This window comes from Bacillus sp. Marseille-P3661, assembly GCF_900240995.1.
In the GTDB taxonomy this organism is placed as follows: domain Bacteria; phylum Bacillota; class Bacilli; order Bacillales; family Bacillaceae_J; genus OESV01.
On the sequence record NZ_LT965954.1, the window covers coordinates 622,607 to 637,586 of the forward strand.

Here is a 14,980-nt window from a genome sequence, read left to right on the forward strand (position 1 = left end):
AATGGGAAACCAACTATTTCAGTTAGCAAAATCTGCCGTTCATCAAGCCGAAGTTTCTAGTCAAGCAGGTAATATTGCAGAGGCACAAGCTAATATAGAAATAGCTAAAAATAATTTGTCCTCAGCATTTGCAAACTCTACTGCAGCCGAACAAAGACAGCTACAAGAAATGCAACAACGATTAGAACAGACACAACAATCATTAACAAATAGACAGTAAACATAAAAAGGAACCAATCGCTGATTGGTTCCTTTTTAATTATAATTTTTCTTTCATTTGTTCGAGGTGATTAATACCTTCGGCTAGCTTTTGGTCAACTATTTCAGCGTCATCAATATGTTTCATAATTGCGTCATTTACTTGTCCAAATATTTCACTTGTCACACTAATTTCTTTAATGACATCACCGCTATATTCTTTTTGCTCTTTAATTGTTTGGATAACATCATTCACTTCTACCTGTACAGTCTGAATGACTTGTAAAATGTGATCTATTTTTTCAGTTGTTATTGTGCTTAAACCTATACCTTCATTTACAAAATGAATGCTCTTTTCATTTGCTCTTAGTGCAGTTTCAATTTCCATTTGAATTTTTTTTGTTAATTCACCGATATTCTTAGTACTATTCGCCGTATTTTCAGCAAGTTTTCGAACTTCACTTGCAACTACTGCAAATCCTTTACCATGTTCACCTGCACGGGCTGCTTCAATCGATGCATTAAGGGCTAAAAGATTCGTCTGTTCTGCAATGTCGTTAATGACTTTTACTATATCTTCTATTTCTTTAGAACGTATCCCTAATTGCGTCATACTTGATGAGGTTTCCTTTGATTGCTCTCCTAAATGTTTAATCAGGTCCTCCACTTTATTAACAGAATCCCTGCCTTCTTTTGATTGTAAAACCATATCTTTTGTAGATTGTAGTAGGGCTTGTCCCTTATCAGTCATTACTGTAGAAATTTGATTCGATTGTTCACTTATATAATTAACCTTATCAAATCTTTCCTTAATTTTTAGAACTAAGCTTGCAAGGTCTAAGTGTTGGTTGTTAACAATTTCATGTTGTTGTACAGTTGCAATCAATTCCTCGTATAAATTATCTAATATAAGTTGAATATCGTGATCTGAATACTTTTTATTAATTTCATTATCCTTCAATTTTTCTTGTAAATCAGTAATCTCGGTTTGCAATTGCTTGATCTTTCTATTTTTGCCAAACATATCTCTTTAACCCCCTACATGAAGTACATATGAACTACTATACCATGGTCCTTAGGTCTCGGGACAATATAATTTTACGACATTTTTTTATAAAATAGAAAAAAAGCCCCTTTACATTTAAGGGCTTTTACATAGTATTAATAACCTATTTCATCTAGTTTTACAAAGTACTGATTTACAATTGAGTTATCCTTTGCACTTCTTTCATACATACTTAATGTTAGTGTTCCGTTTACAGGTAATTGGTCCTGAGGAATTGAAATTTTCAATTCAAACGACGACCATTCCGGTGCACCTTCGTTTACTTGAACAGCAGTTTCTTCGATCAAATAATCATGACCCTCTTCTACAGTATAAAGAAATGACCCTTCAAATACTCTTGCTTCACCTTTAACAACGTACTCTCCATTTTTACCGGACGCTTCAATATTTCTAAACGCACTGTTATTCATATCAATTTGAAAATCTTTTGTCGTTACTAAACCATTTTTATTTTCCTCTCCATTGACATGACTAGCTACAATTTCAATTGCAGCTTGAAATTCTCCACGAGGCAAATTCTCTGGTACTACCCATTCCTCATGCCACTCGAGACTTTCATTTGCTGGAATCACCACATCTTCAACTGCTTGTATAAACGATTTATTTATAGAGTATCGATAGACTTCTTCATTCTTATTATTTGTAACAACAATCTCAAATTGTTGACCACTTGTAAATGTAAGGTTTACATCTTCTTCATTATTATTTTTGAGCTTTATATCAAATAAAACCACTTGTTCATTTTGATGAATGTCTACCGTTGTATCTAGTTGTTCAAGTGCATTTATCTTTTCTAGTACCTCTCCATTAGTAGGTTCAACTTCTTCTATATTTTCTTCCTGTTGTCCTTCTTGTTCAGCAGTTCCACATGCTGTAAGCATCATGAACACAGCTAACAGGAAAGCCAGACACAGATTTCTAAATTTCATACTTATCACTCCTGTTTGAGTTTCTTATAATATTGTCGTAAATAAAAGTAAAAAAGTTACATAAGTTGATAACATCCATTTAGTTGGAATACAGTCTATTAAACCGTGCATTATGTTAGTCCTTGCGAAAAAATCCAAAAACCCCCGTTGTTTGTACAATATTTGTAAAAGCCCCTGGATCGACTTCTTTGATAATCCGCTCTAAATCAAACAATTCGTATCTTGTAATTACCATGATAAGCATTTCCTTTTGCTCATTTGTGAATGCACCACGCGCTGGTACAGATGTAATACCACGAACTAATTGTTGATGAATAGCTTTTTGTAACGCCGCTCCATTCTTTGTAACAATCATTGCTGTTAATTTTTCATGTCGTGTATGTATAGCATCAATTACTCTTGTCGAAACATATAATGAAACCAATGTGTATAGTGCTTTTTCCCATCCATAAAGTAGACCCGCTACTATTATAATAATAGAATTAAGTGAGAAAATATAGGTGCCAACAGGCTTATCTTTCATTCGGGACAAAATCATTGCAATGATATCTAGCCCACCAGTTGATGCACCCCACTTAAGAGTAAAACCTACACCTATCGCTAAAATAACGCCTCCAAATACTGAATTTAACAGTAAATCATCGGATAAAGAAACTACAGGTATGATTTCTAAAAAAAATGTGGTTGCTGCTACACTTATAAAGCTATATATAGTAAATAACTTTCCAACTTTCAGCCAACCTAAAATTGTAACTGGAACATTTAATATAAATAAAAGTATACCTGTCGAAACGAATATAGGTGTATACTCCGAGAGAATACTTGACAATAGTTGGGCCATACCCGTAAATCCACTTGCATACACATTTGCTGGAATTAAAAATAAATTTAAAGCGATAGCATTTAATAATGCTCCTATTATTACCACGATAAATTTCTTTGTTTCAAGTAATAACAAGCTGTATACCTCCTTAGCTAATCATGGCATAAACTTTCATATCCTTAATTCATTGTTCCCCTTTCACCATTATCTTCAATACTTAAAATTGAATTTTTCATACAATAAACGTACAATATTGGAAAGAATACGTAAATTTTTGGAAAGGACTGAAAACTAATGAGTGTAAAAATAATTGCTGATAGTGCCAGTGATTTACCGCTTGATGTAGTTTCATCATTAAATATAGATCTTCTGCCCTTAGTTGTCCAAATAGATGGACAGCAATATTATGATTTAGAAACAATTGAACCAAAAGAACTATATGATCACATGCGAAATGGTAAAGCTCCTAAAACAGCTCAAGTTCCACCAGCTAGGTTTGAAGAAACATTCACAAAATATGCGGAGGAAAATCAAACTTGCATCTATATTGCCTTTTCATCGGAGTTATCTGGAACCTACCAAACAGCTACGCTTATTCGCGATGATGTACTTTCTAAATTCCCTCAATTTGATCTTACAATCGTTGACTCAAAGGCTGCATCGCTTGGTCTAGGATTAATTGTAAAAAAAGCAGCCGAACTTGCACAAGAAGGAAAAACGAAAGAAGAAATTTTGCATACCATTGAATTTTATTGCAATCATATCGAGCATCTTTTTACTGTTGATTCATTAGAATATTTGTATCGCGGTGGACGCGTTAGCAAAACATCTGCCTTTGTTGGTGGTTTATTGAACATCAAACCTATACTTAATGTCGATGATGGTAAGCTAGTCCCTCTTGAAAAAATGAAAGGTCGAAAAAAAGTATTAAAGCGAATTATAGATATTATGAAAGAACGCGGTGATCAACTAAACGTTCAATGCATCGGGATTTCACACGGTGACGATCTCGAAACAGCCCAGTTCATGCAGCAGCTTTTGCGAGATGAATTAGGCTGTGAGGACTTTCTGATTCATACTGTCGGTTGCACCATCGGTGCACATGCAGGGCCTGGAACAATCGCCATTTTCTTTTTAAATCAAGTTCAGAACTAAATAAAGATCAGACTATGCTCCTTTTGCAAGTATTATCGCGTTAAAGAAAATCTTTAAAATCGATTGCATAATCCTTACAAAAAAACAAAACATATATAGAGAACTAAAAAGCTATTATAATTTGTATGTTAAGGAAGGAGCATCTTTATGCAACCATGGAATTCTATAGAGAAAGATAATGATAAAAAGCCAAAGGACAATAATGCTAAACGCGCAAAGAAAAATGATATGCGTGAAGAGAATCGTCAGGCAGGTAAACGACAGTTTTCAAAAGAAACAGACCATCTCTAATAATGACATAACCGACCTTGTAAGGTCGGTTTTTATATTGGCACGACTTTGTTTATGATATATGGTAAACAATGGATTGCTAATTCTCATAACCATATTCATTACTTGGTATTGATCCCTATAAAGGGGGTAGCGCTACAGCGAATTGATTCAGCTTATTCACCCTTTTTAAAGTAAGTCCAACCCTCTTCTTGATATACCTTTCCTTCCCTCATGAGTCTTCCTAACGCGCGCTTAAAGGCACCTTTACTCATGTTAAATCTTGCTTCGATATCTTCCGGCAGACTCTTATCCCAATATGGCATTGCACCATTTCTTGATTCCATATAATCCACTATTTTCTCGGCATCATCACCGAGTGCCTCATGCCCACGTTTTAATAAGGAAACATTAATGGTGCCATCTGTTTTCACATCAATCACGCGGCCTGATACATTTTCACCAATTCTTGGTTCCTCTTTTCGTTCACTTTCATGTATAAAACCAAGGTAACCGTCCTCTGTAAATAAAAACGAACCAACATAAAGTGTACGATAAATTCTGCCACTTACATTTTTATTAAACATTTCAGGTGTAGCCTCGTTAGCAATTTGCCAAAAATCATCTTCTTTTGCGAGTTTTACAAATAAGCGTCCATTTTTCCCAATCTCTAAAGTACAATATAGCTCGTCACCTACTTGAGGCCAAACACGCTCAAGCGGTGGCAGATCATCTTTTGATAAAAGCATGGATTTATGGATGCCAATATCTACAAACACACCAAATCCTGATTTAACCTCAACAACCTTTGCCCAATCGAACGATTGTATTGTGATTGTTGGAATTGACATAGTTGCTGCTAATCGTCCTTGACGATCTTGATATAAAAACACCTCAACATTGTCTTCAGCACTTAGCTCTTCAACAGCCATTTCGTTGCGATGTAATAAAATTTCATTTTCTCCATCTGTTAAAAAATAACCAAACGGAGCATCATGAGAAACCTTTAAAGTTGTAATTGTTCCTGGAGTTAATTTAGACATCATTATTCCTACTTTCTTATTCATTCACTTCATAATTGTATTATGTTGCATTTTACCAACAATTAATAGAAAATAAAAGGAAATGTGTGAAATTTTTGGAGGGATAAGGTATGTCAAAAGAAAGTTCATTTGATATTGTATCCAAAGTAGATACGCAAGAAGTAACAAACGCAATTACCATGGCTATGAAGGAAATACAAACACGTTATGATTTTAAAGGAAGTAAAAGTGACGTCTCACTAGAAAAAGAAGAAATCGTTCTTATTTCTGATGACGAATTCAAATTAGATCAGCTTAAGGATGTCCTTATTAGTAAACTGATTAAAAGAAATGTTCCGACTAAAAATCTCGACTATGGAAAAATTGAACCAGCTTCAGGCGGTACTGTTCGCCAACGTGCAAAACTAGTACAAGGTATCGATAAGGACAATGCTAAGAAAATAAATAACATTATTAAAGATTTAAAAATTAAAGTGAAATCTCAAATTCAAGATGATCAAATACGTGTTTCAGGAAAAAGTAGAGATGATCTTCAACAAGTCATTGCTGCAATCAAACAAGCAGATTTACCAATTGATATCCAATTTATTAATTATCGTTAACAAATGCAGAAAAACACCAGTAAGTTCAACATACTGGTGTTTTTTTCTATCATCCTGTACTTTTTACATGTGGTCTTAAAAATAACCGCCAATTTGATAAGCTAAAGATTAATAATGCTAACCAAATAAAAATAAACGAAATAAGATGTACTTTAGTGAATGTTTCATCATATACAAAGACGCCAATTATAAGCATTAGCGTTGGAGCAATATACTGCAGAAAGCCTATCATTGACAAAGGAATTCTACGAACACCTGTTGCGAATAATAACAAAGGTACAGCTGTTGCAACCCCACCGCCCATTAACAATAACCACTCAGAAATGGAAAGAGTACTAACCGATACATTAGTTTGATTATATATATATACTAAATATATTAGAGCAAATGGAGTAATTACTAAGGTTTCAATTGTTAGTCCAACGATTGCCCCTAGATGTACAAATTTTTTTAATAAACCATATAAGCCAAAACTGATAGCCAATGAAAAAGCCACCCATGGGAACGATCCAAAATGTAAAACTAAATTTATAACTCCAACCGCGGCTAGAATAAACGTAATCATTTGTAGCTGAGTTAATTTTTCTTTCAAAAAAATAATCCCGAGCAGCACACTTACAAGTGGATTAATGTAATACCCTAGACTTGTTTCCACCATGTGATTATTGTTTACAGCCCAAATGAATAGAAACCAATTTAAACTAATCAATAAAGATGCTAATAATATAGCCACTGATTGTTGCTTATCAGCCATAATATTTTTTATTTCTTTTATGCCACTTTTAACTTTTTTGGACACTATAAGAATACCTATCAAAAAAGCTAAGGACCAGATGATCCGATGTGCCAAGATTTCACCCGCCGAAACCAAACCTAACAACTTCCAATAAATCGGTAAAACTCCCCAAAGCCCATATGCTGCTAACGCAGACGCAACCCCAATTGCTGATTCATTAGAGTTTTGTTTCATTCTTTGCGCTTCCCTTCAATTTTAATTTCTTAGATGCAAATATATATAGATTAATAGTATAGCAAAATAGAGTCAATGAAAATGCAATGGATTTATTTGTAATTTGGTTTAAAAGCAATTACTGAGAATTTTTTTATAGTTATGTTCTTGTTTAGGCTTCGGTGTTTCACTAACCTAAAAGGAATTTGTGTAAAATGGTACAGGGTTTCTATATCTCTCGTTAAGATTGAGCCAAACTGTTTAGACTCGAGTTCCTAAGCATTAGGAGAAAAGGCTTTCTTTATGTGGGATGTGAATCATTGTAATTCATACTTTCTTCTTATTTTTTTCAAATGCCCATTTAATTTACACAAAGTGGAAAAAGTAAAAGTATGTTATAATACAGAAATGTATCAAGGGGATATTTAAGATGGGAGTGTGATCTTTATGCAAAAGCTATTCAAATACATTGAATCAGGTATTGTTATTCTTTTAGCTTTGGTAACCATTTCTATAATTATTCCCTTTTCCGATATGTTTAACTTTAGAGATATGATTCAAGAAGCTAAAACAAGAGAAATATTTTACGAATTTGATCTACCAAAACAAGAGTATTTTAATAGAACACTAGAAATTGACGGGCTTATCTATGATCCTAATAGCAACGAAGCTTATATTTTCATGACTAGCCGTAACTTATATAATAACAGTTTACCAAATTGGCCGACGCTCACAGTTATAACGAGTAACAATATAGAGAAAGAGATAATGACAGCCGGTGGTGGTGGTTCTTCAAATGCCTTGCGTACAAGAGGCTATTATCATTTTAGCGATCTACCTCAAAATATTGAGGAAATGGTTCTTTCGAAAGAACAGTATGGCCAGTCTTTTTCCTTTTCTTTTGATTTAAGCGGGGGTGCGGACTCAAATGAATAAACCGTGGTGGTTATCTCACATAATCCGCTGGTTATTAATCATAATATTATTGGTTTTTATATCGGCTGGTTTTACTAGCCATCCTTTTAATCTTGAAAAATCAATCAAAGGTTCATTAACAAATATGGAATTGCCGAATGATGTTGATGTTTTATCAGTTGTTGAAGATCAAGGCTTATACTCTGTGCTGTTTATTGATAATGAAAATAATCTTTATCATCAATCTGACTATAAAAAGAAATTAGGGCTATTTTGGACTCCAATTGGAGGTTCTTTTGGTTATGAAAAAGACCCCACCATTTTAGCAAAATACCATACAGGAATGAGCACACACGGTAAGAAAAGATTTTATTATGTCATTGGATATGTACAAGATCCTGAAGTTGAAAATGTAAAGATCGATTGGGGGAACGGAATAGTCGAAAAGTTTACTCCGGTTGATGGCTTTTATCAATTTGTAAAAACAACTGATATCTCACAGGAAATTTTCGGTAGTGGGAAAGTCATGTTTTATGATAGCAATGAAAAACTTTTGTACACGCTAGATTACGAGAAAAATCAAATCAAAAGTGAATAAATTTAGCAGCAGGTTTATTATCCTTGCTGCTTTTTATGTTTTTTGGTAAAATTTTTCAATGAATTGTGATATGTCTCACAGGCAAATTATTACATTTCTAGATATAATCCTACTAAGACTTTCGAATTAGGAGCGAATTCTATGGAAATGATAAAAACACAAAAGGATCATTTATTATTAACAATTGAAAGATCTCGTAAGGAGCTTATTCAATTTGGATTAGAAAAGGGCTTTTCAGACCAAAATACAATAAAGCTAAGTCAAGAATTAGATAAGCTTATTAATCAATATTTAATTATGAAATAGCGTTAACAAAAAAGAGTATCCTTGCTATTGAATCTTGGAGAGTTGATTTCTATTGATTCCAATAAGCTGGCACTTTATATAGAACGTATTTTCTGGTCCACATTTGCGTAGTGCCTATTATTGACTTATTGCCTTTTCCAAACTTAAAGCCTGCTCCCATTTGTTCTTGAAATTCCCACCCGTGCTGCGACATCATCTTTTTGATAGAATCATACGCCGCTCCTTTGTTCATGCGTGTCACGTACCATTCATACTCCCCTTCATCGCCCAGTCTGATCATTTCCATTGAATGTTTGTTTATTTTTGAAACTACTTGTCTTTTAGACAACGATTCAATTGGTAACTCCGGATAATACCACTTTGTATAAATACTTACTATGAATATCACGACCACTACCAAAAATAAAAATTTTACAATTTTATTTATCTTAATCAACCCCTACAGTTAATAATGTACTAGTTGGCCGCTTAATTGCTACAAATAGCTGTTTTGGTGCCAATAGGAAACCATATGTCCGCTTAATTCTCACAGCGGCGTTTTGCCGGACATACAGTACGCTATTCTCCTAAAAACAGCATGTTCCACGCGTTTACCGGACATATGATTCGTTATATCAGCTATCAACCCCTATTTTCTTTGAATTTAATGAAAATAACGTACTATATGTCCGGTTCATCGCTACATATTGCTGTTTTGGTACGAATAAGGATCCATATGTCCGCTTAATCCTCACAGCGGCGTTTTGCCGGACATCCAGTACGCTATTCACCTAACTAAAAACAGCATGTTTCACGCGGTTACCGGACATATGATCCTTTATTCCAGCTATTAACCTCTGTTTTCGGTGAATTTAATGAAAATAACGTACTATATGTCAGGTTCATCGCTACATATTGCTGTTTTGGTGCGAATAAGGAATTATATGTCCGCTTATTTCTCACAGCGGCGTTTTGCCGGACATCCAGTACGCTATTCTCCTAAAAACAGCATGTTCAACGCGTTTACCGGACATATAATCCTTTATTCCAGCTATTAACCCCTGTTTTCGGTGAATTTAATGAAAATAACGTACTATATGTCCGGTTAATCGCAACTTTTTACTGTTTTGGCGCGAATAAGGAACCATATGTCCGCTTAATCCTCACAGCTGCGTTTTGCCGGACATCCAGGCCGCTATTCACCTAAAAACAACCTGTTTCACGCGGTTACCGGACATATGATCCTTTATTCCAGCTATTAACCTCTGTTTTCGGTGAATTTAATGAAAATAACGTACTATATGTCCGGTATATCGCCAAAAATAGCTGTTTTGGTACGAATAAGGATCCATATGTCCGCTTAATCCTCACAGCGCCGTTTTGCGGGACATCCAGGCCGCTATTCACCTAAAAACAGCATGTTTCACGCGGTTACCGGACATATGATACGTTATATCAGCTATCAACCCCTGTTTTCTTTGAATTTAATGAAAATAACGTACTATTTGTCCGGTATATCGCCAAAAATAGCTGTTTTGGTACGAATAAGGAACCATATGTCCGCTTAATCCTCACAGCGGCGTTTTACCGGACATCCAGGCCGCTATTCATATAAAATTGCATAATAAACGATACGGTAATATTGATTATTACAATTAATTTTTAAAAGCTTAAATATTTTTTTACAAAAATTGTAAAACTAATGTCATTAACGTAAAGGAGTGAGAGAAACAAATGGATTACAGTTCCGGCACAGGACAAATACCACAGCATCAAAACCAACAACCAGGTCTTGAAACTAAGATGATACCGCAACCAGTCTCAGAAGACCCTAATTATAAAGGTAGTCGAAAATTACAAGAAAAAGTTGCAATTATTACTGGTGGTGACAGTGGAATCGGAAAAGCTGTTGCAATTTATTTTGCAAAAGAAGGTGCCAAAGTAGTAATCGTCTATTTAAATGAACATGAAGATGCTGAAACCACGAAAAAAGAGGTTGAATCTGAAGGCGGTGAATGCCTACTACTTGCAGGGGATATTGGAAACGAGACCTTTTGTCAGCTAATTATATCCAAGGCTGTTCAACAGTTTGGTAAAATAGATATTATTGTAAACAATGCAGCTGAACAACATCCACAAACAAGTATTGAAAACATCTCGGTCGAACAACTGGAAAAAACATTTCGTACCAATGTATTTTCCTTCTTTTATTTAACAAAGGCTGCATTGCCACACTTAAACAAAGGCAGTTCAATTATCAATACTACTTCCGTAACAGCATATAAAGGAAATAAACAACTAATTGATTATTCCTCTACAAAAGGAGCGATTGTTTCATTCACAAGATCTCTTGCACTTTCTTTAGCACCTCAAGGAATACGAGTGAATGGTGTTGCTCCCGGTCCTATTTGGACACCTTTAATTCCTTCTACTTTTTCTAGTGAACAAGTTTCTAAATTTGGCAATGATACACCGATGAAGAGAGCAGGCCAACCCGAGGAAGTGGCACCAGCGTATGTATTTCTAGGTTCTGATGATTCTTCTTATATGACAGGGCAAATTCTTCATATTAATGGTGGCTTAATTGTAAATGGGTAAGCTCTATTATTGGGCTTACCCATTTTTTTATAAGAAAAACTATAAGACAAAGTATAAAAATATTTGACATACCGAAATTTACTGTTGAAGAATTGGTTTTATTTTATTAATTACTTCTTCTACTTTTTTTGCATTTTTATGGTACATTTGTTTGGCATCTTCATTGTCTGTACTCAAAGCAAAGAGTTCGAGATCTGCTTGACACTTTTTAATAGAAGATAACAAGAGTGGTTTTTCAATCGGTTTTGGCACTTGAATTTTATCATCGAATAAATCTAGTGTTAATTGTCCAAACGAATCTACCTGACCTAAAAATACATTTTCTATCGCTACACCTTGTTTATTCAATTCACCTTGTAACCAGGCACGGCTTAATCCAAGTGTTGCTAGTGGTTCATTTAAAGGTTCACCATCCATAATAACAACTTGTGGTTCCTTCTCATCCTGAACTTTCACATTTAAATCTCTTAGTGTTAATGGCTGACGATCCCGTTTCATCATTACATTTAATTCACCTGTCGGCTCTAAAACCGCAAATTCCACATCAGCGACTTTGAAGGCATTTTTACTTCTCAATTGTTTTAATAGCATATCTGTTGTAAACTGTTCTTTTTTCAAATTATCTTCTAAAACTTTACCATCTTTAATCACTACCGTTCCTTTACCGTCTATGATGTCGCGAACAGCTTTACTTTTCATAGCAATAATATCCAAAATATAAGTGATAAAGGACCACGATAAGATCGCTAAGATACCATGTATATAATTTAAACGCAAATCTAATGCAGTTACGGCCGTCATCCCTCCAAGAGTAATTCGGGAGATATAATCAAAATAGGATAACTGTGCAACCTGTTTTTTTCCGGAAATTCTAGCGATCAAAAACAGCAGAATGAGCATACCAATTGTTCTAAGAATAATCTCTATCCAAGCCTGCATATGTTAATCTCCTTTACACGCAATACTATAAACCTTTATATTGCGGTTCTTCCAATTCTAATTCTCCGACACGCTTGTCTAAATCATCTGCAACATTCTTAATCTCTGTAGACGCTTCGGCAAGAATTGCTTGGGATTCCTTATCCAATGTCCGTAAAGATAAATTGAGCAATCCTTGTTCAATACTTTTTAAACTGTATGTGCATTGCTTAACTTGTGAACCTACTGTCATTCACCTTTCACCTCATTATCCTTTAGGCTTAAATAAGACCGCACCAATAAATCCAAATACAATAGCAGCGGAAATACCAGCGCTGGTTACTTCAAACATTCCCGTTAATACCCCAACAATCCCATGCTTTTCCGCTTCGGCCATCGCGCCGTGTACGAGCGCGTTGCCAAAGCTTGTAATCGGTACAGTTGCTCCCGCTCCTGCAAAATGGATTAAGGGTTCATATAAGCCAAACCCATCCAAAATAGCGCCAACAACTACTAGCGAACTTAACGTATGTGCTGGTGTCAATTTAAAAACATCAAACATAATTTGACCGATTACACAAATAATTCCACCTATTATAAATGCCCACAAATAAATGGCCATTATTTCCCACCACCTCTAATTTTTCTTTATGTTTCAATTGAAACAGCATGGGCTATACAAGGTATTGATTCTTTTTGTTGAAAGCTTATCGGTGATAATAACGCTCCAGTAGCCACAACTAAAATTTTGTTCAAAGCTCCTTGTTTCATTTGATTTATTAAATGTCCATATGTAACAACAGCCGAACACCCCGCACCACTTGCACCTGATAATACCGGTTGTCCTTCACGATATATTAATAGTCCACAATCTTTATATAAATCACCGTTTACGCTAATTCCTTGTTCATTTAATAAATCCATCGCAATTTCATGCCCAATGTGGCCGAGATCACCTGTTACAATTAAATCATAATACGAGGCGGGAATATCTCTTTCTTTTAAGTGTGCCTGAATCGTATCAACAGCTGCAGGCGCCATCGCTCCACCCATATTAAAAGGGTCTGATAAACCCATATCCACCACTTTGCCAATTGTAGCTGAAGTTACACATGGACCCTCACCATCTTGAGCAACTACTGCTGTACCAGCACCTGTTACAGTCCATTGTGCAGTAGGCGGCTTTTGCCCTCCATATTCTGTTGGGTAACGAAACTGCTTTTCAATCGCAGTATTATGACTTACCGCTCCAGTTAAAACTTGTTTCGCTCCTTTAGCGTTCACTATGAATGCAGAAAGCGCTAAACCTTCCATTGAGGTCGAACATGCACCAAATAAACCAAAATAAGGAGAACCTAATGTTCTAGCAGCAAAGCTAGTAGCCGTAATTTGATTGCTCAAATCCCCACAGAGAAAGAATTGTATATCTTCTTTATTAAACCCAGCCTTTTTTATAGAAAGCTGACAGGATTCCTCAAGCAATACTGTTTGTGCCTTTTCATATGAATCCTGCTGTAGCCATAGATCATCATGTATAATATCAAAGTCATCCGCCAATAATCCTTTGCCTTCAAAAGGACCGACCACAGTCGCAGTTGATGTGATAACTGGTTTATTTTCAAATATCCAAGTGCGATGTCCAACGAGCATCTTACAATCCACCCCACTGTATTAAAATTGTTTTAATTAATGCAACTACGAATGCAGAAAAGACTCCAAACATAATAACCGAACCAGCTAATTTAAACATGTTACCACCGGTACCAAGCACCAGTCCCTCTGTACGGTGTTCAATGGCAGCGGAAATAACTGCATTACCAAAACCAGTTACAGGTACAGCTGTACCTGCCCCTGCAAATTGGGCGAAACGATCGTAAACACCAAACCCCGTTAACAGCATCGTTATAAAAATTAATGTGGCAGATGTCGGATTACCGACGGTTTGCTCGGTAAAATTAAAGTAAGTCATATAGAATGTTGATATCATTTGGCCTATTAAACAAATAAACCCACCTACCAGAAAGGCACGAAAACAGTTTTTCACAACCGGTCTTTTGGTTTCCCGCTCCTTTTCAAACTGTTGATATTGCTGCATTGTAGGTGTTAAATTCTTCTTTTTCTTATTAGACATAAATTATCCTCTCCTTTCTTCATTTATGTTTGTTCTTTTGAGAGTTTATTAATTTTATCAAGCTTTTTCCCAATTTCTTTTTTTGAAAGATCATCATTATTTATTTCATTTTGAAGTTTCTCCAACTCTATAAAAATTTTATGATCTGTGGTTACTTCAAATTTCTTATCCGGCCATTCCTTTTCTAGGTCCTTCTTAAATCGATCTGCCAACTTTTTCGATTGAAAAGTATACCAATGGACTAGTTCAAGTGCCACGACCACGTCATCCTTGTGAGTTACCGAGCGGATGTCTTTTATCTCTTTTTTCGAATTAAGAACTTTATCAACATCTATCTGCTCATATTTTTCCTGCTGAGATGTACTTATTTTAACCGGTTCTTCAAAAACCATTGGTTCAGGCTGTGCATTACCATTAAAATAATTACAACCAGCTAGCCAAAAGGTAGAAATAATAGTTATAAATAAGATCAATACGCGGCATATAGTCAAACTTCTCAT

General features: G+C 35.2%; 19 protein-coding genes and 1 pseudogene. 8 read left to right on the forward strand and 12 right to left on the reverse strand.

Annotated features, from left to right (window positions below):
* Position 1: 1 nt before the first annotated feature.
* Positions 2-220, forward strand: coding sequence for a DUF3813 domain-containing protein (locus tag C1724_RS14035; RefSeq protein ID WP_102347379.1), 219 nt, complete (start codon positions 2-4; stop codon positions 218-220).
* 39 nt (positions 221-259) lie between these two features.
* Here C1724_RS14035 and C1724_RS26420 read toward each other — a convergent pair.
* From C1724_RS26420 to C1724_RS14050, 3 genes and pseudogenes are all read right to left on the reverse strand, one after another.
* Positions 260-805: pseudogene (locus C1724_RS26420) on the reverse strand (methyl-accepting chemotaxis protein); the annotation flags it as partial.
* Between the two features lie 554 nt (positions 806-1,359).
* Positions 1,360-2,193, reverse strand: coding sequence for a BsuPI-related putative proteinase inhibitor (locus C1724_RS14045; RefSeq protein WP_102347381.1), 834 nt, complete (start codon positions 2,191-2,193; stop codon positions 1,360-1,362).
* Between the two features lie 115 nt (positions 2,194-2,308).
* Positions 2,309-3,151, reverse strand: a complete 843-nt coding sequence (locus tag C1724_RS14050; RefSeq protein WP_102347382.1) for a YitT family protein — start codon at positions 3,149-3,151, stop codon at positions 2,309-2,311.
* Positions 3,152-3,310: 159 nt separating this feature from the next.
* On the opposite strand from C1724_RS14050, the gene C1724_RS14055 reads away from it, so the two are divergent.
* On the forward strand, positions 3,311-4,171 hold the full coding sequence (locus tag C1724_RS14055; RefSeq protein WP_102347383.1) for a DegV family protein: 861 nt from the start codon (positions 3,311-3,313) through the stop codon (positions 4,169-4,171).
* A 147-nt stretch (positions 4,172-4,318) separates the two neighbouring features.
* A complete protein-coding gene (locus tag C1724_RS14060) occupies positions 4,319-4,462 on the forward strand; it encodes a DUF3941 domain-containing protein (RefSeq protein ID WP_102347384.1) in 144 nt (47 codons plus the stop codon).
* Between the two features lie 155 nt (positions 4,463-4,617).
* On the opposite strand, the gene C1724_RS14065 is transcribed toward C1724_RS14060, so the two are convergent.
* A complete protein-coding gene (locus C1724_RS14065; RefSeq protein WP_258000398.1) occupies positions 4,618-5,508 on the reverse strand; it encodes a CvfB family protein in 891 nt (296 codons plus the stop codon).
* An 86-nt stretch (positions 5,509-5,594) separates the two neighbouring features.
* Here C1724_RS14065 and C1724_RS14070 point away from each other — a divergent pair, with 86 nt between their 5' ends.
* The gene (locus tag C1724_RS14070) at positions 5,595-6,086 is read left to right on the forward strand and encodes a YajQ family cyclic di-GMP-binding protein (protein ID WP_102347386.1); all 492 of its coding nucleotides are present in this window, start codon (positions 5,595-5,597) and stop codon (positions 6,084-6,086) included.
* Positions 6,087-6,135: 49 nt separating this feature from the next.
* On the opposite strand, the gene rarD is transcribed toward C1724_RS14070, so the two are convergent.
* On the reverse strand, positions 6,136-7,056 hold the full coding sequence (gene rarD / locus C1724_RS14075; RefSeq protein WP_102347387.1) for an EamA family transporter RarD: 921 nt from the start codon (positions 7,054-7,056) through the stop codon (positions 6,136-6,138).
* 426 nt (positions 7,057-7,482) lie between these two features.
* Between rarD and C1724_RS14080 the strand changes: the two genes are divergently transcribed.
* The 3 genes from C1724_RS14080 (at position 7,483) to C1724_RS14090 (ending at position 8,854) form a co-directional block, all read left to right on the forward strand.
* Positions 7,483-7,971, forward strand: coding sequence for a hypothetical protein (locus C1724_RS14080; RefSeq protein WP_102347388.1), 489 nt, complete (start codon positions 7,483-7,485; stop codon positions 7,969-7,971).
* The gene (locus tag C1724_RS14085) at positions 7,964-8,548 is read left to right on the forward strand and encodes a hypothetical protein (protein WP_102347389.1); all 585 of its coding nucleotides are present in this window, start codon (positions 7,964-7,966) and stop codon (positions 8,546-8,548) included. Before C1724_RS14080 ends, C1724_RS14085 begins: the two co-directional genes overlap by 8 nt.
* Before the next feature lie 141 nt (positions 8,549-8,689).
* Complete coding sequence (locus tag C1724_RS14090) at positions 8,690-8,854, forward strand: aspartyl-phosphate phosphatase Spo0E family protein (RefSeq protein WP_258000399.1); 165 nt, start codon at positions 8,690-8,692, stop codon at positions 8,852-8,854.
* A 49-nt stretch (positions 8,855-8,903) separates the two neighbouring features.
* Here the strand turns inward: C1724_RS14090 and C1724_RS14095 are convergent, their stop codons facing one another.
* Positions 8,904-9,182, reverse strand: a complete 279-nt coding sequence (locus C1724_RS14095) for a hypothetical protein (protein WP_180994280.1) — start codon at positions 9,180-9,182, stop codon at positions 8,904-8,906.
* Between the two features lie 1,385 nt (positions 9,183-10,567).
* Between C1724_RS14095 and C1724_RS14100 the strand changes: the two genes are divergently transcribed.
* Positions 10,568-11,431 carry an SDR family oxidoreductase gene (locus C1724_RS14100; protein ID WP_102347391.1) on the forward strand — a complete coding sequence of 288 codons (864 nt, stop codon included), beginning with the start codon at positions 10,568-10,570 and terminating at the stop codon, positions 11,429-11,431.
* 78 nt (positions 11,432-11,509) lie between these two features.
* Here C1724_RS14100 and C1724_RS14105 read toward each other — a convergent pair whose 3' ends face one another.
* Genes C1724_RS14105 through C1724_RS14130 form a run of 6 tightly spaced genes read right to left on the reverse strand, consistent with a single transcriptional unit; the run spans position 11,510 to position 14,971 of the window.
* Positions 11,510-12,370: a DUF421 domain-containing protein gene (locus C1724_RS14105; protein WP_102347392.1), complete on the reverse strand. Its 861-nt coding sequence runs from the start codon at positions 12,368-12,370 to the stop codon at positions 11,510-11,512.
* 25 nt (positions 12,371-12,395) lie between these two features.
* Positions 12,396-12,602: a DUF1657 domain-containing protein gene (locus C1724_RS14110; protein ID WP_102347393.1), complete on the reverse strand. Its 207-nt coding sequence runs from the start codon at positions 12,600-12,602 to the stop codon at positions 12,396-12,398.
* 15 nt (positions 12,603-12,617) lie between these two features.
* Positions 12,618-12,971, reverse strand: a complete 354-nt coding sequence (gene spoVAE, locus C1724_RS14115; RefSeq protein ID WP_374703454.1) for a stage V sporulation protein AE — start codon at positions 12,969-12,971, stop codon at positions 12,618-12,620.
* A 26-nt stretch (positions 12,972-12,997) separates the two neighbouring features.
* Positions 12,998-13,999 carry a stage V sporulation protein AD gene (gene spoVAD / locus C1724_RS14120; protein ID WP_102347395.1) on the reverse strand — a complete coding sequence of 334 codons (1,002 nt, stop codon included), beginning with the start codon at positions 13,997-13,999 and terminating at the stop codon, positions 12,998-13,000.
* 1 nt (position 14,000) lies between these two features.
* Complete coding sequence (gene spoVAC, locus C1724_RS14125; protein WP_102347396.1) at positions 14,001-14,480, reverse strand: stage V sporulation protein AC; 480 nt, start codon at positions 14,478-14,480, stop codon at positions 14,001-14,003.
* A 23-nt stretch (positions 14,481-14,503) separates the two neighbouring features.
* The gene (locus C1724_RS14130) at positions 14,504-14,971 is read right to left on the reverse strand and encodes a YhcN/YlaJ family sporulation lipoprotein (protein ID WP_102347397.1); all 468 of its coding nucleotides are present in this window, start codon (positions 14,969-14,971) and stop codon (positions 14,504-14,506) included.
* Between the last annotated feature and the right edge of the window lie 9 nt (positions 14,972-14,980).